Source organism: Nocardioides sp. Soil777 (genome assembly GCF_001428425.1).
Classification (GTDB): Bacteria; Actinomycetota; Actinomycetes; order Propionibacteriales; family Nocardioidaceae; genus Nocardioides; species Nocardioides terrigena.
In genome coordinates this window covers 301077-318606 of record NZ_LMSN01000016.1, presented here as the reverse complement: position 1 = coordinate 318606, position 17530 = coordinate 301077, and the positions used below count along the sequence as shown (strand labels likewise).

The following is a 17530-nucleotide window of genomic DNA, read 5'->3' as shown; positions in this document are numbered from 1 at the left end:
AGTCGCGGCACGTGGTGCACCGGTCCGCGTGTCCGGCCGGGTGCGGTGTCGGTGCCGGATGGCAGGGTGACGCCATGGCCCTGCACCTCCACGTCGCCGAGCGCACCGACGCGCTGGCCGACGGGCTCGCCGACCTGCTGGCGACCCCGCTCGACGACCCGTTCGCGCGGGAGGTCGTCGTCGTGCCGGCGCGGGGCGTGGAGCGCTGGGTCACCCAGCGGCTCAGCCACCGCCTCGGCGTGGGGGCGCGCTCGGGCGACGGCGTCTGCGCCGGCGTCGACTTCGTGACCCCGCACTCGCTGGTGTCGATGCTGCTGGGCAAGGACTCCGACGACCCCTGGGAGCCCGACCGGCTGGCGTGGCCGCTGCTCGAGGTCGTCGACGAGTGCCTGGGCGAGACCGGCTTCGAGGCGCTCAGCCGGCACCTCGGCCACGCGGATCGCGGGGCCGAGCGCAAGGCCCGCCGCTACGCGGTGGCCCGGCGGCTGGCGGGACTGTTCGCGTCGTACGCCGTGCAGCGTCCGGCGCTGGTCACCGACTGGCGCAAGGGGCGCGACACCGACGGGGCCGGGGGTCCGCTCGATCCCGACCTGAGCTGGCAGGCCGAGCTGTGGCGCCGGCTCCTCGTCCACGTGGGCACCACGCCGCCCGACGTCCGGCACGCGGAGACCGTGGACCGTCTCCGGTCCGGCGGCGACGACCTCGACCTGCCGCCGCGGTTGTCCCTCTTCGGCCACACGCGACTGCCCGTCACCGAGGTCGCGCTGCTGCGGGCCCTCGGCGACCTCCGCGAGGTGCACCTCTGGCTGCCCCAGGCGTCCACGGAGCTGTGGCGCGACCTCGCGCCCACGGCGGCGGAGGGCCCGGTCCCCCGCACCGCCGACACGTCGGCCGACCTCGTCGGCCACCCGCTGCTCGCCTCGCTCGGCCGGGACTCCCGCGAGCTGCGCCGCGGGCTCGGCGAGGCTCCCGTGACGGTCGGTGCGACCCCTCCCCTGCCCGACTCGCTGCTCGGCTGGCTCCAGCACGACCTGCGCGCCAACGCCGCCCCCGAGGCAGACCTGCGCGCACGGCGAGCGCCCGGTGACCGGTCGGTGCAGGTGCACGCCTGCCACGGCGCGGCCCGCCAGGTCGACGTGCTGCGCGAGGTGCTGGTCGGCCTGCTCCAGGACGACCCGACCCTCGAGCCGCGCGACATCCTCGTGATGTGCCCGGACATCGAGTCCTACGCCCCGCTCATCTCCGCGGGCTTCGGGCTCGCCGACGTCACGTCCGACGGCGCCGGGCATCCCGCCCACCAGCTGCGGGTCCGTCTCGCCGACAGGTCGCTGGGTGCCACCAACCCGCTGCTCGGGGTCGCCGCCGCGCTCGTCGAGCTCGCGGGGGGCCGCCTCACCGCCACCCAGGTGCTCGACCTGGCCGGCGCCGATCCGGTGCGCACCCGCTTCGGGTGGGGGGACGACGACCTCGAGCGGGTGGGCCACTGGGTCGCCGAGTCCGGCATCCGCTGGGGCTACGACGCGGCGCACCGCCGCACCTTCGGCGTCCCGGTCGACGCCAACACCTGGCGGTTCGGGATGCGCCGGGTGCTGCTCGGCGCGGCCATGTCCGGGCAGGGACACCGCTTCGTGGGCGGCACGCTGCCGATCGACGACGTGGGTGACGGCGACCTCGAGCTGGCCGGTCGGTTCGCCGAGCTGGTCGAGCGGCTGCACTCCTTCACCGCCCGTGCCGAGCGGGCGCAGACGGTCGAGGAGTGGACCTCCGCGATCTCCGAGGCGGTGCACGCGCTGACGTCGACGGCCCTGGCCGACGCCTGGCAGCTGGCCCAGTTCGACCGCGAGATCGGCCGGATCACCTCGAGCGTCAGCGGCGCGACCACCACCCTGCGGCACGCCGACGTGCGCGCCCTGCTCCAGCACCGGCTCCGGGGCCGGCCGACGCGCTCCAACTTCCGCACCGGCACCCTGACCGTCTGCACGATGGTCCCGATGCGCTCGGTGCCGCACCGGGTGGTGTGCCTGGTCGGGCTCGACGACGGGGTGTTCCCCCGGATCGCCTCGATCGACGGCGACGACGTGCTGGCCCGGCGCCCCCTCACCGGCGAGCGCGACCTGCGCTCCGAGGACCGGCAGCTGCTCCTCGACGCGATCGGCGCGGCCACCGAGACGCTGGTCGTCACCTACACCGGCCACGGCGAGCACAACGGCGCCGCCCGCCCGCCGGCCGTCCCCCTCGGCGAGCTGCTCGACGCCCTCGACCGCACGGCTGCCGACCCGGTGCGCGAGCACGTGCTCGTGCACCACCCCCTCCAGCCCTTCGACGAGGTCAACCTGGTGCGCGGGCGCCTGGGCGGGACCGAGCCGTTCACCTTCGACCAGACCGCGCTGGCCGGCGCGCTGGCCGCGCGCCGCCCCCGGATCGAGTTGCGCGAGCTGGTGCCCGAGCCCCTGTCGGCCCTCGACCCCGGCTCCGTCGCTGACGTGGAGCTCGCCGACCTGCACGACTACTTCAAGCACCCGGTGCGCGGCTTCTTCAAGGCCCGGCTGCGGGTCAGCACGCCCTACGACGCCGACGAGGCCAAGGACGCCGTGCCGATCGTGCTCGACGGGCTGGAGCAGTGGGCGGTCGGCGACCGGCTGGTGGCCGACGTGCTCGCCGGCGCGGACCCGCAGACCGGGATGGTGGCCGAGCAGCTGCGCGGCCTGCTGCCCCCCGGCGAGCTCGGGGTCGGGGTGCTCACCTCGATCGTGCAGAAGGTGCGTCCCCTGGTCACTCACGGCCTGTCGCTGCGCACCGGCCCGGCCCGCTCGCTCGACGTGGACATCGACCTCGGCGACCGCCGCGTCACCGGCACGGTCGGCAACATCTGGGGCAACAACCTCGTCCGGGTCAGCTACTCGAGCCTGGGTGCCAAGCACCGGATCGCCGCGTGGATCGACGCGCTCGCGCTGGCCGCCGGCCACCCCGACGAGAACTGGACGGCCCACACGGTCGGCAAGCACCGCACCGGGGGCCAGGTCGCGATGATCCGGCCGCTGCCCGAGCGCCAGGCCCGCGCGTGGCTGCGCCAGCTGATCGACGTCCACGACCGCGGTCAGTGCGAGCCGTTGCCCCTGCCGGTCAAGACCTCGCTCGCCTACGCCGAGGACTATCGGTTCGCGATGACCGGCCGCGACGCCGACCCCGACGTCAAGGCCGAGCGCGAGTGGACGACGCCGCGCTTCAACGAGACCCGCTTCCCACGCGAGGACCAGGACCCGTGGCACGTGCGCGCCTTCGGCGAGCACGCGCCGTACTCCCTGCTCAGGTCGCCGCTGCGCGGTGACGAGTCGGGCCCGGCACCCCACCGGCTCGCCCACTACAGCTGGCTGACCTGGGGGCCGCTGCTCAGCGAGGGGCACGAGCTGGTGAGGTCGCTGTGAACACGTTCTCCATCCGCGACCCGCTCCCCACCGGCACCACGCTGCTGGAGGCGAGTGCCGGCACCGGCAAGACGTGGACCATCGCCGCGCTCGTCACCAAGTACGTCGCCGCGGGCGAGGCGACGCTCGACGAGATGCTCGTGGTGACCTTCACCCGCGCGGCCAGCCAGGAGCTGCGCGAGCGGGTGCGTGCCGCGCTCGTCGAGGCGGCCGACGTGCTCGACGACCCCACCCGTGACCGCGGGCCCAACGACTTGCACACCTGGCTGCTCGACGCCGACGACGCGGAGCGGCGTCGGCGGGCGCGTCGCCTCACCGACGCGCTCGTCTCCTTCGATGCGGCGACGATCGCCACGATCCACCAGTTCTGCCAGCTCGTGCTCCGCAGCCTCGGGGTGGCCGGCGACACCGACGCGTCCGCGACCCTGGTCGAGGACCTCGACCAGCTCACCACCGAGGTCGTCGACGACCTCTACCTCGCCCGCTTCGCCGGGCACCGCACCCCGCCATGGTCACGCGACGTCGCCCTGCGGATCGCCCGCGAGGTCGTCGGCGACCCACGAGCCGTCGTCGAGCCCCGGCAGGCGCTCGCCGAGGCGCCCGACTCCGAGGCGGCGGCACGGGTGCAGTTCGCCCTCGACGTGCTCGCCGAGATCGACACCCGCAAGCGACGCCTGGGCGTGCTGAGCTACGACGACCTGCTGGTGCAGCTCGCCGACGCGCTCGCCGACGAGGACGCCCCGGCCCGCGCGCGAATGCGGCACCGCTGGAAGGTCGTGCTGATCGACGAGTTCCAGGACACCGACCCGGTGCAGTGGCAGGTCTTCGACCGGGCGTTCACCGGGGCGGCGACCATGGTGCTCATCGGTGACCCCAAGCAGGCCATCTACGCCTTCCGCGGCGGCGACATCGTCACCTACCTCCGGGCGGCCGAGACGGCAGGCACGACCCAGACCCTCGGGGTCAACTACCGCTCCGACGAGGCGCTCCTCGAGCGGCTGCAGGCGATGCTCGGTGCCGCCGAGCTGGGCGACGAGCGGATCGTGGTGCACCCCGTCGAGGCGTCACACGGCGGGTCCCGGCTCCAGGGGGCCGGTGAGCCCTTCCGGGTCCGGGTGGTCGGACGCGACGAGCTCGGGGTGGGTCCGCGCGCAAAGGTCACCGTCGGCCGCTGGCGCGACCAGGTCACCCTCGACGTGGCCCGGGAGATCAAGCGGCTGCTGCTCAGCAGGCCGACCTTCGACGGTCGCGACCTCGAGCCCGGGGACGTGGCCGTGCTGGCCGCGCGACGGGCCGAGCTCCAGGCCGTCCAGGAGGCGCTCGCCGAGCTCGGGGTGCCCGCGGTGATCAGCTCCGGCGGCACCGTGTTCCACACGCCGGCAGCGACCGAGTGGCTCACCCTGCTCGAGGCGATCGAGCAGCCGCACCGCACCGACCGGGTGCGGGCGGCGGCGCTCACGTCGTTCTTCGGTGTCTCCGCCGACGGTCTCGACCGCGGCGGGGACGTGGAGACCGACCGGCTCGCCGACCGGGTCCGCACCCTGGCCGACGTCTTCGCCGCCCGGGGCGTGGCCGCCGTCCTCGAGGCCACCGTGGTCGACGGCCTCACCGCCCGGGTGCTCGCCCGGGTCGGGGGCGAGCGCACGCTGACCGACCTGCGTCACATCGGGGAGGCCCTGCACAAGGTGTCGGTGGACGAGCGGCTCGGCATCGTCGGGCTGCTGGCCTGGTTGCGGGCGCAGGTGGCCGACGAGCAGGTCGAGGTCGCCTCCGAGCGCACCCGTCGCCTCGACTCCGACGCCGCGGCGGTCCAGCTGGTGACGATCCACGGCAGCAAGGGCCTCCAGTACCCCATCGTCTACGCCCCCACCCTGTGGAACCGCTACACCGGCAACGACCCCGACGTGCCGCTCTTCCACGACGCCGACGGCCACCGCGCCCGCGACGTCGGCGGGGCCAGCCCGTGGCGGGGCGAGCACGTCGCCCGGCACCGCCGCGAGGACGCCGGCGAGTCGCTGCGGTTGCTCTACGTCGCCCTCACCCGGGCCCAGTCCCAGGTGGTGGCGTGGTACGCCCCGGCCGCCCTCAACGCCCCCGGCTCGCCGCTGCACCGCCTGCTCTTCGGGCGTCGGCCCGGCATGTCCGCGGTGCCCGACGAGCAGGCCGTCGTCACCGACGACCGGGTCCAGGAGATCCTCGGCCACTGGCAGGCGGCCGGCGGGCCGGTGCCCGAGCGCGCCGACAGCCCGCCGCCGGACCCGACTCCCATCGAGCAGTCCGTCCTCGACCTCGCGGCCCGGCGCTTCACCCGCGGGGTCGACACCGCATGGCGTCGCACCTCCTACTCGTCCCTGTCCGCGGCGGCCTCCACCCCGCACGGCTCCGACCGCTCGCTGTCCGAGCCCGAGGAGGTCCCCGAGCTCGAGGACGACGACGACCTCGGACTGCTCGACCTCGAGCCCTCCACCGACCAGCCCGACCTCGCGCTCGCCGCGGTGCCCTCGCCGATGGCCACGCTCCCGGTGGGGGCGACGTTCGGATCGCTGGTCCACGCCGTGCTCGAGCACGCCGATCCCGGTGCGGCCGACTTCCGGGCCGACGTGCTGGCCCACATCGCCGAGCAGCGGGTCTGGTGGCCCGTCGACCTCGACGCCGAAGAGCTCGCCGACGCGCTGGTGGCCGTCTGCTCCAGCCCGCTTGGTCCGCTCGCGGCCGAGGCGACGCTGCTCGACATCGCGTCCGCGGACCGGCTCACCGAGCTCGACTTCGAGCTGCCGCTCGCCGGCGGTGACGACGCGTCGTACCGGACCGAGACCGTCCGGCTCGGCGACCTCGCGCCGCTCCTGCGACGCCACCTGCCCGAGGGGGACCCGGTCCGCGGCTACGCCGACGCGCTCGAGGGCGACCCCGGGCTGGCCGGGCAGCAGCTCACGGGCTACCTCACCGGGTCGATCGACCTGGTGATGCGGGTCGAGGTCGAGGGCCGCACCCGCTACGTGACCGCCGACTACAAGACCAACTGGCTCGGCGACCTGGCCGCGCCGCTGACCGCCCACGACTACCGCCCGGCGGTGCTCGACGAGGCGATGGGGCACTCCGACTACCCGCTCCAGGCGCTGCTCTACGTCGTGGTCCTGCACCGCTACCTGCGCTGGCGGCTCCCCGGCTACGACCCCGCCGAGCACCTGGGCGGCGTGCTCTACCTCTACCTGCGCGGCATGTGCGGGCCCGACACGCCCCGGGTCACCGGCGCCCCCTGCGGTGTCTTCGCCTGGCGGCCCCCCGTCGCCCTCGTCGAGGACCTGTCGGACCTGCTGGACGGAGTCGGACGTGAGTGACGTCTTCGAGGTCCTGGACCCCACCGACGCGCGCCTCGCCCTGGGCGCGGACGGCCTGCTCGCCACCTTCAACACGGCCGGCGTCGTCACCTCCGCCGACGTGCACGTCGCCACCAACCTCGGCCGGCTCGGCGGGGAGTCCGACGCGTCCGTCCTGCTCGCGATCGCGCTGACCGCGCGGGCCGTCCGGGCCGGATCGATCTGCCTCGACCTGGCGACCATCGCCGACCTGCCCGTCGAGGAGCCGCTGCCGTGGCCCGAGCCTGCCGCCTGGGCGAGCGCGGTCGCCGCCAGCCCGCTCGTCGACCTCGGGGTCCTGCACTGGGAGCACGGGCTGCTCTACCTCGACCGCTACCACGAGCAGGAGACGCAGGTCCTCGACGACCTCACCGCCCGCGCCGCGTCCGCCCCGCCCTACGACGCCGCCGTGGTCGACACCGCGCTCGGTCGCGTCTTCGGCGAGGGCTACTCCGAGCAGCAGGCGGCGTGCCGCGGTGCCGCCGGTCAGTGGACGACCGTCATCACCGGCGGGCCAGGGACCGGCAAGACGACCGCGGTCGCGGGCCTCCTCGTCGCCCTGCACGAGCAGGCCCAGGCGCGCGGGGAGAGCCTGCGCATCGCCATGGCGGCGCCGACCGGCAAGGCCGCGGCCCGGTTGGAGGAGGCGGTCCACCGCTCGGCCGCGAGGTTCGGCGACGCCGACCGGGCGCGGCTCGAGGGGTTGTCTGCGATGACGTTGCACCGGCTGCTGCGACCGCTGCCGGGCAACAGCACCCGCTTCCGGCACCACCGCGGCAACCGGCTGCCCCACGACGTCGTGGTGGTCGACGAGTCCTCGATGGTGTCGCTGACGATGATGGCCCGCCTGCTCGAGGCGGTGCGGCCCGACGCCCGGCTGGTGCTGGTGGGCGACCCCGACCAGCTGTCGTCGGTCGATGCCGGGGCGGTGCTGACGGACCTCGTCCGCGGATACGAGGGCCGCCCCGACTCCCCGGTCGCGGCCCTGCGTACGACGCACCGCTTCGGTGCCGAGATCGGGTCCCTGGCCGAGGCGCTCCGGGTGGGCGACGCCGACGCCGCCCTGGAGGTGCTGGCGGCCGGCCACGAGGAGGTCGAGTGGGTGACCGACGCCGACCCGGCCTCGCAGATCCGCAGCACCGCACTGCCCGCGGCCCTGGCGGTCCGGGACGCCGCGGTGGCCGGGGACATGACCCGCGCCCTCGCCGCCCTCGACCGGCACCGGCTGCTGTGCGCCCACCGCGACGGCCCCTACGGCGTCCGCCACTGGAACCGGCGCATCGAGCAGTGGCTGGCCGCCGAGACGGGTGACCCGCTCCACGAGCGCGACTACCTCGGCCGTCCCCTGCTCGTGACGGCCAACGACCACGCCCTGCGCATCTACAACGGCGACACGGGCGTCGTGGTGGCGATGCCCGACGGCGGGCGACGGGTCGCGATCGCCGGCGCGGGAGCCGAGCCGCTCCACTTCGCCCCGTCCCGGCTCGGGGACGTCGAGACCATGCACGCCATGACGATCCACAAGAGCCAGGGCAGCCAGGCCGACGTGGTGAGCGTGCTGCTGCCCGACGTGGAGTCGCGGCTCCTGACCCGTGAGCTCTTCTACACCGCTGTCACGCGCGCCCAACGCCGCGTGCGGGTCATCGGTCCGGAGCCCGCGGTCCGGGCCGCGATCGAGCGGCAGGCCCAGCGCGCGAGCGGGCTGCGGGTGCGCCTGGCCGGGTCGTGACAGCACGATCGCTCGGACTCCGGGACCGCCGCCCACGCTGCGGTACGGGAAACACCTGCGCAACGCGTCCCCGCTAGCCTCGGGCCATGCCGTTCCTGCTGCGCGTCTCCCTCCCCGACGTCCCGGGGTCGCTGGGCCGCGTCGCGAGCGCGATCGGTGAGGCCGGGGGCGACATCGAGGCCATCGAGATCGTCGAGAAGGGCGTCGACGGCCGCGCGGTCGACGACGTGCTCCTCGAGATCGGCCACGGCACGATGCCCGACTCCGTGGTCTCGGCGTGCAACGCCCTCGACGGCGTCGAGGTGCTCTGGATCAACCGGTACGGCGCCGGCGGCAACCTCTTCCTCGACCTCGAGGTCGTCGAGGAGCTCACCGCCCAGCCCGCCCAGGCGATCAACCGGGTCCTCGACATGTTGCCGATCACCTTCCGCGTCGACTGGGCCTCGCGGATCGCCCCCGACGGCAGCATCGTCCGCGCCACCGACGCCGCGCCAGGCACGCTCGGCTGGATCGGGCTCGAGCGGCCCACCCGCCTGGAGGGCGTCGACGACGTGACCCTGCTGTGCGGCGCGCCGATCGACGGCGACGTGATCGTGCTCGGCCGCCGGGGTGGCCCCGACTTCCTCGACTCCGAGCTGGCCCGGCTCGGCCACCTGCTCGGGCTCGCGCAGACCATCAGCCGCGCCTGATCCTGCCTCCCCGGGGGCGGCCGGTGCCCGGCTGCCGCAGCCCGCCGGGGGTCCGCCGCGACTGGCCGCCGCCGCAGCTGGCGGCGTACGACAACGCGAACGCCCAGACAGCTGTCGTCCCCCGCCAGTCCCGCAACGAGGCGACGGGCCTCCGCCGCAGCTGGCGGCGTACGACATCCCGACCCGAGGACTGTCGTCGTCCCCCGCCAGTCCGGACGGAGTCGTCCCGGCGCCGGCGGCGCCCCGGAGACCATCGTGCTCCCCCGTCCCTGTCCGGTGGCGAGCGGTCAGGCGACCGACCGGATGCGGGTCACCAGCACCGAGCCGACGAGGCACAGCACGAAGCCGACGGCGTACACGATCCCGTAGCCCAGCGACCAGGAGTCGCCCTCGGTGATCACCGATCCACCGGACCGCCGGACGACCTCCAGGACCAGCCCAGCGATCGCGGGCGCCAGCACCTGCGGGAGCGTGGCCGCGATGTTGATGACGCCGAGGTCCTTGGCGCGCCCCTCCGCCGACGGCAGGACCTGGGTGATGAGCGCGAAGTCCACCGCCTGGTAGATCCCGAACCCGGCCCCGAGCACCACCGCGGCCACGACCGCCCCCGTCCAGGTCTGGGCGACGCCGAGGACCAGTGAGCTGACCCCGATGAGGATCCCGGACCAGACCACGAAGACCTTGCGCCGCCCGATCCGGTCGCTCCACCAACCGACCAGCACGGTGGTGGCCACCGTCGTCGCGCCGTACAGCAGGACGAGCAGTCCGAGCCGTCCGGTGGCGTCGTCGGCGCCGAAGCCGAGGCCGTCGGTGAGGAAGTAGTAGAGGTAGTTGAGGGCGATCCAGTTGCCGAGGTTGACCAGCAGCCGGGTGAGCCAGGCCCACGCGAAGTCGGGGTGCTCGCGCGGCGACACCCAGAAGGACCGCAGCATCGCGCGCGCGTCGAACGGGGGCAGCACGTGGTCGCGTGGGAGCGGGACGTCGCGAGAGCCCAGGATCCAGGGCACCGCGAGGACGAGCACGGTCACCGCCGTGACGAGGTAGCCCTGGGCGATCGAGCCGGTGAGCTCGGCGATCTTGATGCCGAGCAGCACGCCGACGGTGCCGGCGATCGCGATCAGGCCGCCCACCAGCCCACGCCGCGGGACCGGCACCTGGTCGGGGACGGCCGCGGTGCCACCGGCCCACGCGGCGTTCAGGGCCAGCTGCGCGAGGCACCAGCCCAGCACCAGCCACACCGGTCCGTCCGCCCAGGAGAGCAGGACCAGGGCCGCCGCCCCGGTCACCGTCCCGCCCACGACCCACGGCACCCGCCGACCGAAGCGCGACGTGGTGCGGTCGGAGAAGGCACCCCACACGGGGTTGCAGACCATCGAGACCGTGGCCCCGGTGAGCAGGACGACCGCCAGCAGCACCTCCTTGCTGGGCCCGCCCACCTCGGCCGCGGCCATGTCCTCGGCCTGCTGGGCGAGCAGCACCTGGATCGGGCCGAACCACGCGGCCATGATGCCGAGATTGAGCAGCACGAGGGACAGCGTCCACCGCACCGGCGGCGTGGTCGTCGGCTCGTCGAAGGCCGATCGCAGCGCCGGTGCGGGAGTGGTCACCGGCTCATTGTGGGATCCGGAGGGTGCCTCGTGCCGGGTTTCAGTCCCGCTCGAGGAGGAACAGCGGGATCTGGCGCTCGGTCTTCTCCTTGTACGACGCGTACGTCGGCCAGGTGGCGACCGCGTGCGCCCACCAGTCCTCACGCTCGTCGCCGGACAGCTCCCGGACCCGGTAGGTGTGCTTCTCGGCCTTGTCCTGCAGCTCCACCTCGGGGTGCTTGCGGAAGTTGTCGGCCCAGGCCGGGTCGTCGTCCGCCCCGCCCTTGGAGGCCACCGCGAGGTAGGCGCCGTCGCGCTCGACGCGCATGACGGGGTTCTTGCGCAGCTTGCCGGAGCTCGCGCCGACCGAGGTGATCACCACGACCGGGTAGGGGGTGCCGGGCAGCGTGCCGCCCTTCTCCCCGTCGGACGCCTCGTACTCCTCGACGTTGTCGCGGACCCACTTCGTCGCGCTGGGGACGTACTCGCCTGTCAGTGCCATGCCGGCCACAACACCACGTCCACGTCCCGGATTCCAGTGGACCGGGTCGGCGTACGACGGGTGGCGGGCGTTAGGTTGCCGCCATGAGTGCGATCGACGGAGTGTCCGAGATCTTCGACGCGTCCCAGTGGGACGACGTGCCCGGCTTCGAGGAACTGACCGACCTCACCTACCACCGGGCCAAGGAGCACGGGACGGTGCGGATCGCCTTCGACCGGCCCGACGTGCTCAACGCCTTCCGCCCGCACACCGTCGACGAGCTGCTCCGCGTCCTCGAGCACGCGCGCACCAGCGCGGACGTCGGCTGCGTGCTGCTCACCGGCAACGGTCCCGGCGCCAAGCACGGCAAGTGGTCGTTCTGCAGCGGCGGCGACCAGCGCATCCGCGGCAGGGCGGGCTACCAGTACGAGACCGGCGGTCATGACGACGCCGGCGCCCCGCCGAACCCGATCGACAAGGCCAAGCTGGCCCGCCTCCACATCCTGGAGTGCCAGCGGCTGATCCGCTTCATGCCCAAGGTCGTCATCAGCGTCGTCCCCGGGTGGGCGGCCGGTGGCGGGCACAGCCTGCACGTGGTCAGCGACCTGACCCTCGCCAGTCGCGAGCACGCCCGCTTCAAGCAGACCGACGCCGACGTCGGCTCCTTCGACGGCGGCTACGGGTCGGCGTACCTCGCCCGACAGGTGGGGCAGAAGTTCGCCCGGGAGATCTTCTTCCTCGGCGACGAGTACGACGCGGAGACGATGCACCGGATGGGTGCGGTCAACCGGGTCGTCGACCACGCGGACCTCGAGGCCACCGCGCTGGAGTGGGGCCGCACGATCAACGGCAAGTCCCCGACCGCGCAGCGGATGCTGAAGTACTCCTTCAACCTCCTCGACGACGGGCTCGTCGGGCAGCAGCTCTTCGCCGGCGAGGCGACGCGGCTCGCCTACATGACCGACGAGGCGCAGGAGGGTCGCGACCAGTTCCTCGAGAAGCGCGACCCGGACTGGTCGCCGTACCCCTGGTACTTCTGATCCTCCCTGTTCGCGCAGGTCCGCGACATGGTGGCCACACCCACCCCTGGACGCGAGCGCCGGCACCGGATCGCCCATCTACCCAATAAAGGGGTCTACACGCTCCCGATCCGGGAGTTCTAGTGTCGGTTGCGAGCAGCCGCGTCCGCCCGGCGATCCCTCGCCGCCACGGCTGGCTTGGAGGAATCCATGTCACTACGTTTTCGACGCGGCCTCACGAGGGCCACTCTTGCCATCGCACTCATCCTTGCCTTCGGTGGCACCGCTGCCGCCCACCCCGAGCCCGAGTCCGACGGCGGTCTCCCCCACTCCGACGGACCACGCGACGCCCACCAGCACGGTGAGACCAGCGGCCACCTGCCAGCCAGCGCCACCGACAACATCCAGGTGGTCAGCAAGCTGAGGCTCAAGAACGTCGTGCCGGAGAAGATCGCCGACGTCGGGGTCCACAAGGACTACGCCTACCTCGCCGCGTGGGGCGTCGTCACGTGCAAGTACAACGGCGTGCACGTGGTCGACATCTCGGACGTGACCACCCCCCGGGAGGTCGCCTTCATCGGTGCGAAGCACGGCAGCTATCCGGGCGAAGGCATCCAGGCGCTCTCGATGGACACCCCCGCCTTCCAGGGCGACGTCCTCGTGTCGAACAACGAGAAGTGCAACGAGAACGCCGGCTTCGGCGGCATGAACATCTACGACGTCACCAACCCGGAGGCCCCCACCCCCCTCGCCGAAGGAATCGGCGACTTCACCGTCAACGGACAGGGCAAGAAGGCCGCCAACGAGATCCACAGCGTCTTCGCCTGGGACGCCGGCAACAGGGCCTACGCCGTCATCGTCGACAACGAGGAGGGCAAGGACGTCGACATCGTCGACATCACCAACCCCAAGAAGCCGTTCCTCACCGCCGAGTACGACCTCGACGAGCTCTTCCCGCAGATCAAGCAGGCCGCTCCCAGCAACCTGGTCGAGATCTTCCTCCACGACATGGTCGTCAAGGAGATCGACGGTCGTCAGGTCATGTTGCTGTCCTACTGGGACGCCGGCTACGTCAAGGTCGACGTCACCGACGTGCACAACCCCGCCTACCTGGGCGACACCGACTTCACCAACCCCGACCCCGAAGCAGCGGAGAGCGGGTTCACCGTTCCTCCCGAGGGCAACGGCCACCAGGCCGAGTTCACCTCCGACAACCAGTACGTCATCGGCGCGGACGAGGACTTCGCTCCCTACGCCCTCATCGCACGCAACGACACCGACGGCACGGACATCACGGCCAGCCAGGGCAGCGACACCACCCCGCTGGCTGAGGGCGACACCATCACCGGTGAGGCCAGGTTCGTGGGCCGCGCCTGCCCCGGTGACACCGCCGTCCCGACCGGTGACGGGACCCAGATCGCGGTCGTGGAACGAGGGGTGTGCGCCTTCACGGACAAGGTCACCAACGTCGTTGCCGCCGGCGGCTACGCGGCCGTGCTGATCTTCAACCGCACAGCATCCGACGCCTGCAACCAGACCCTCGGCATGAGTGTCGACGGCGACATCCCGACGTTCGGTGTCGCACCCAGGCAGCAGGGATACGCCATCTTCGGCGCGGAGGACCAGTACGACGACGCGGCATGCCTCGCCGGCGACGGCACGCAGCTCGCGCCCATCCCCGTCGGGGCCGTCGGCGACACCCTGACCTTCTCGTCCTACTTCGACGGCTGGGGCTACGTCCACCTGTTCGGCAACCAGAACGGCAAGATGACCGAGCTGGACACCTACGCGATCCCCGAAGCACACGATCCCGCCTACGCCAGCGGGTTCGGGGATCTCTCCGTGCACGAGGTGGCCACCTCCCGCCAGGTCGCCAACCGCCTCTACTTCTCCTACTACGCGGGCGGATTCCGGGTGGCGGAGATCGAGGGCGACGAGATCGTCGAGAAGGGTCACTACATCGACGCCAGCGGCAACAACTTCTGGGGCGTCCAGGTGTTCGAGCAGGACGGCACCGAGTACGTCGCCGCCAGCGACCGCGACCACGGACTCTGGATCTTCGAGTACACCGGCTGAGCTCACCCGCGACGTCCGGGCCCCGGTCCGGTCCGGACGTCGGGGCCCAGGTGCGATCGAGCGGCCGCAACCCCGATGAGCAGCCGTCTGTCGATCAGCCGTGATCGAGGTCGTGCTCGCCCGTACCGATGGGCGACGACGCCGACGCGCTTGCTCTACCTGGCGCTGCCGTCAGCGGCGGCGTCCTTTCGTGGGGACCACTGAGCGGAGTCCCCTTGACATCAGACACGCATGTCTGGCTTACTAATTCAGACACGCGTGTCCATGTTCGGCGAAAGGACAGCATCATGCACCTCCACGCTCCCAGCCATACGGATCTCCCCTCCGCCAGTGGCGCCCCTCCCCGTCGAGGGCTGCTCGGCGTCCTGCTGGTGGCGCAGCTGATGGTGATCCTCGACATCTCGGCGGTGAACGTCGCCCTTCCTGACATGGCGGCTGACCTCGGCATCGGCGGCGGCGATGTGAGCTGGGTGATCACCAGCTACTCGCTGATCTTCGGCAGCCTGCTCCTGCTGGGCGGACGTGCGTCAGACCTGCTCGGCCGCCGACGCCTCTTCCTGGCCGGTCTGGCCGTCTTCACGGTGGCCTCGTTCGCCTCCGCCCTGTCCCTCGACGCATCCATGCTCTTCGTCGCGCGCGCCGGCCAGGGACTCGGCGCTGCGATGCTCTCGCCCGCCGCCCTGTCCCTCATCAACACGGCGTTCCACGGCAGGGAGCGCGCAAAGGCCCTCGGGGCCTGGGGTGCGGTCGGCGGGGCCGGCGCTGCCATCGGCGTCCTCCTCGGCGGGGCATTGACGGAAGTAGCCGATTGGCGCGCCATCTTCTACATCAACCTGCCGGTCGGCGCCGCACTCGCAGCTGCCGCGATCAAGGTTGCACCAGCCGACACCGCGCGGCCCCAGTGGCGTGGCCTGGACCTGCGCGGCGCGGCACTCGTGACGGTCAGCCTGGCGGCCGTCCTGTATGCCGTTTCCCAGGCGGGCAGTGCCGGGTGGGCGTCGACCCAGACGCTGGGCCTCGGCCTGGCTGGAGCCGTCGGGCTGGCCGGGTTCGTGGGCATGGAGCTTCGAACCGCCCAGCCGTTGCTCCGCATCCAACGTCTCACCGACCGTGCCGTCGCCGGTGGATTCCAGCTGATGCTGGCCGCGTCGGCCGTGCTGTTCGGGATGTTCCTGCTCTCCTCGCTCTACCTGCAGAACGTCCTGGGCGCCGGTCCGTTGGAGACCGGGTTGGCGTTCCTTCCTGTCGCCGTCGCAGCGGGAGTGGGTGCGCACCTGGGCACCCAGGCGGTGAATCGCCACGGTGTACGTGTCCCGATGACCAGCGGGTTCGCCGGCGTGACGGTCGGGATGCTGCTGCTCGCCGGGGTGGACCGCACCAGCGGCTACTGGATCGACCTGCTGCCCGGCATGGTGCTGAGCGGCCTCGGCCTCGGGGTCGTCCTGGTGGGCGTGGCCTTCTCGGTCCTCACCGGTGTGCGCGACGAAGAGAGCGGAATGCTCTCGGGCCTCAACACCACCGGGCACGAGGTCGGCGGCTCCTTCGGTGTGGCCGTGCTCGTCTCGATCGCCACGGCGGCCACGGGAGCGGGGGCCGCTCCGATCGGCGCCGACGGGATCGCAGATGCCTTCCTGGCTGCCGGCATGATCGCCGGCGTGGGCGGTCTGGTCGCGCTTGTCGTCCTGCCGTCCGCGCGGACCTTCTTGCCACGGTTGCAGTTGGCGCCGGCACCGATGAGGATTCACTAGCAATGACGCCCCCTGACACCCGCCCTGATTCGGCTCCTCGCAGTCCTCGGCCCCGACGTGCCGACGCAGAGCGGAGCGTGGCGCGCATCCTGGACGCCGCGCTGGAGGCCCTCGCGATCGATTCCGAAGCCAGCATGGCTGAGATCGCACGTCGCGCTGGCGTTGTTCGCGCCACCGTCTACGTCCACTTCCCGACCCGTGAGTCGCTCATCGAGGCCGTCACCGAGCACACCGTGCTCGAGGTGACTCGTGCGGTCACGGCCGCGGGGCCCGACCGCGGCGATCCCGCGGACGCCCTGCGACGGGTGCTCGCGGCGGCATGGCGAGAGCTCGGCCGTTCCCATGCTCTCGTCCAGATCAACGCCCGCCAGTCGCCACCGGACCTTCACCGGCTCCACCGCCCCGTGTTCGAGATTCTGGAGCCGCTCATCGAACGTGGCCAGCGCAGCGGTGCGTTCCGATCAGATGTGCCAGCGGCATGGCACCTCTCCGTCGTGATGGCCATCGTCCACACCGCCAGCAACGAGCTGACCACCGGTCTGCTGCCGCCCCACACGCTCGAGTCGGCCCTGATGACGACGGTCCTGGGGGCGGTGGGCGGCGCGCACCGTCAGTAGCCCACGTGGTGGGCGTGGTTGGCTCATCCCGTGCGCCCTCCGCGAATCGTCGTCCTGACCGGAGCCGGCATCGCGGCCGTGAGCGGTGTGCCGACCGTCCGTGACGCCGACGCCCTGTGGGAAGGCCACGACCCGATGACGGTAGCCACCCCCGAGGCGAACAGCACTCCTTCAACCTCCTGGACGACGGGCTCGTTGGAGGCTGCTGTGCCTGTTGGCCGTTCGTCGCCGAGTCGGCTGCTCGACGAGCCGCACGCCAGGCCACGCACGTCGCATGAGGCTGGCCATCGTCGCCGTTGCGCACGCCAAGCGGAGGCCCCGCTGCTGGCAAGACCGGGTCGGCGTGTGACCGTGCGATGCGTGGTTGGCTGGTCCCCGTGGTGGTGAGTCGCGAGGTACTGACGTCGATGCGCGATCGTCCCGTCGGGCGGGTCTGGCTCGCGGTGGACGAGTCGCGCGGGATCACGAGCTTCGACGACGCGAGCCGGGCGGTGGGTCTGCGACCTCTCTCCGACAGCTGGGTCGTGGTGGACGCGGAGCGAGCTGCTCGGATCATCACCGGGCTCCTGCATCGCGATCTGGCCTACAACGCCGAGATCATGCCGCTGCTCCCGGCGCAAGCACTCGCGGCCGAGTTCGTGTCGGCGTTCGGCCCGCACGTGCAGTGCGCCACCAACACCGAGGGACTGCCGCACGAGTCACCCAAGGCCTGGGCTCCGGCCACCGATGCCACCTTCGACAGCGGAGTCGCCATCCTCGGGGACTCGGTTGCCGGCATCTACTGGGTCGCGGACGAGGACTGAT

11 protein-coding genes are annotated in these 17530 nt (G+C 72.4%); 9 read left to right on the top strand and 2 right to left on the bottom strand.

Annotated elements, in window-relative coordinates; translation table 11 throughout:
• The first annotated feature begins 74 nt into the window (after positions 1-74).
• From recC to ASG88_RS14535, 4 genes are all read left to right on the top strand, one after another.
• Complete coding sequence (gene recC, locus ASG88_RS14550) at positions 75-3425, top strand: exodeoxyribonuclease V subunit gamma (RefSeq protein WP_056888138.1); 3351 nt, start codon at positions 75-77, stop codon at positions 3423-3425.
• Complete coding sequence (locus ASG88_RS14545; RefSeq protein WP_056888137.1) at positions 3422-6763, top strand: UvrD-helicase domain-containing protein; 3342 nt, start codon at positions 3422-3424, stop codon at positions 6761-6763. The genes recC and ASG88_RS14545 overlap by 4 nt, the downstream gene beginning before the upstream one ends.
• Positions 6756-8510: an exodeoxyribonuclease V subunit alpha gene (gene recD, locus ASG88_RS14540; protein ID WP_200956455.1), complete on the top strand. Its 1755-nt coding sequence runs from the start codon at positions 6756-6758 to the stop codon at positions 8508-8510. The genes ASG88_RS14545 and recD overlap by 8 nt, the downstream gene beginning before the upstream one ends.
• 95 nt (positions 8511-8605) lie before the next feature.
• Positions 8606-9199: an ACT domain-containing protein gene (locus tag ASG88_RS14535; protein ID WP_414858644.1), complete on the top strand. Its 594-nt coding sequence runs from the start codon at positions 8606-8608 to the stop codon at positions 9197-9199.
• Positions 9200-9486: 287 nt separating this feature from the next.
• Here the strand turns inward: ASG88_RS14535 and ASG88_RS14530 are convergent, their stop codons facing one another.
• Together ASG88_RS14530 and ASG88_RS14525 are read right to left on the bottom strand one after the other, a co-directional pair.
• Positions 9487-10806 carry an MFS transporter gene (locus ASG88_RS14530; RefSeq protein WP_056888135.1) on the bottom strand — a complete coding sequence of 440 codons (1320 nt, stop codon included), beginning with the start codon at positions 10804-10806 and terminating at the stop codon, positions 9487-9489.
• A gap of 40 nt (positions 10807-10846) precedes the next feature.
• Positions 10847-11287, bottom strand: coding sequence for a nitroreductase family deazaflavin-dependent oxidoreductase (locus tag ASG88_RS14525; RefSeq protein ID WP_056888295.1), 441 nt, complete (start codon positions 11285-11287; stop codon positions 10847-10849).
• An 83-nt stretch (positions 11288-11370) separates the two neighbouring features.
• Here ASG88_RS14525 and ASG88_RS14520 point away from each other — a divergent pair, with 83 nt between their 5' ends.
• The 5 genes from ASG88_RS14520 (at position 11371) to ASG88_RS14500 (ending at position 17529) form a co-directional block, all read left to right on the top strand.
• Complete coding sequence (locus tag ASG88_RS14520) at positions 11371-12306, top strand: 1,4-dihydroxy-2-naphthoyl-CoA synthase (RefSeq protein WP_056888134.1); 936 nt, start codon at positions 11371-11373, stop codon at positions 12304-12306.
• A gap of 189 nt (positions 12307-12495) precedes the next feature.
• Positions 12496-14361, top strand: coding sequence for a PA domain-containing protein (locus ASG88_RS14515; protein ID WP_056888133.1), 1866 nt, complete (start codon positions 12496-12498; stop codon positions 14359-14361).
• 128 nt (positions 14362-14489) lie between these two features.
• Entirely contained in the window at positions 14490-16109 is a 1620-nt protein-coding gene (locus tag ASG88_RS14510; RefSeq protein ID WP_082600460.1) for an MFS transporter, read from the top strand.
• A 77-nt stretch (positions 16110-16186) separates the two neighbouring features.
• Positions 16187-16726 (top strand): TetR/AcrR family transcriptional regulator, encoded by a 540-nt coding sequence (locus ASG88_RS14505; protein WP_056888131.1) that lies wholly within the window; start codon positions 16187-16189, stop codon positions 16724-16726.
• Between the two features lie 407 nt (positions 16727-17133).
• Positions 17134-17529 carry a hypothetical protein gene (locus ASG88_RS14500; protein ID WP_157559744.1) on the top strand — a complete coding sequence of 132 codons (396 nt, stop codon included), beginning with the start codon at positions 17134-17136 and terminating at the stop codon, positions 17527-17529.
• Position 17530: the final 1 nt, after the last annotated feature.

Excerpts from the sequence above, each read along its gene's own strand:
- ASG88_RS14510 (WP_082600460.1), top strand. The coding sequence starts at position 14,490 with ATGGGCGACGACGCCGACGCGCTTGCTCTACCTGGCGCTGCCGTCAGC.
- ASG88_RS14520 (WP_056888134.1), top strand. The coding sequence starts at position 11,371 with ATGAGTGCGATCGACGGAGTGTCCGAGATCTTCGACGCGTCCCAGTGG.
- ASG88_RS14515 (WP_056888133.1), top strand. The coding sequence starts at position 12,496 with ATGTCACTACGTTTTCGACGCGGCCTCACGAGGGCCACTCTTGCCATC.
- ASG88_RS14525 (WP_056888295.1), bottom strand. The coding sequence starts at position 11,287 with ATGGCACTGACAGGCGAGTACGTCCCCAGCGCGACGAAGTGGGTCCGC.
- recC (WP_056888138.1), top strand. The coding sequence starts at position 75 with ATGGCCCTGCACCTCCACGTCGCCGAGCGCACCGACGCGCTGGCCGAC.
- ASG88_RS14500 (WP_157559744.1), top strand. The coding sequence starts at position 17,134 with ATGCGCGATCGTCCCGTCGGGCGGGTCTGGCTCGCGGTGGACGAGTCG.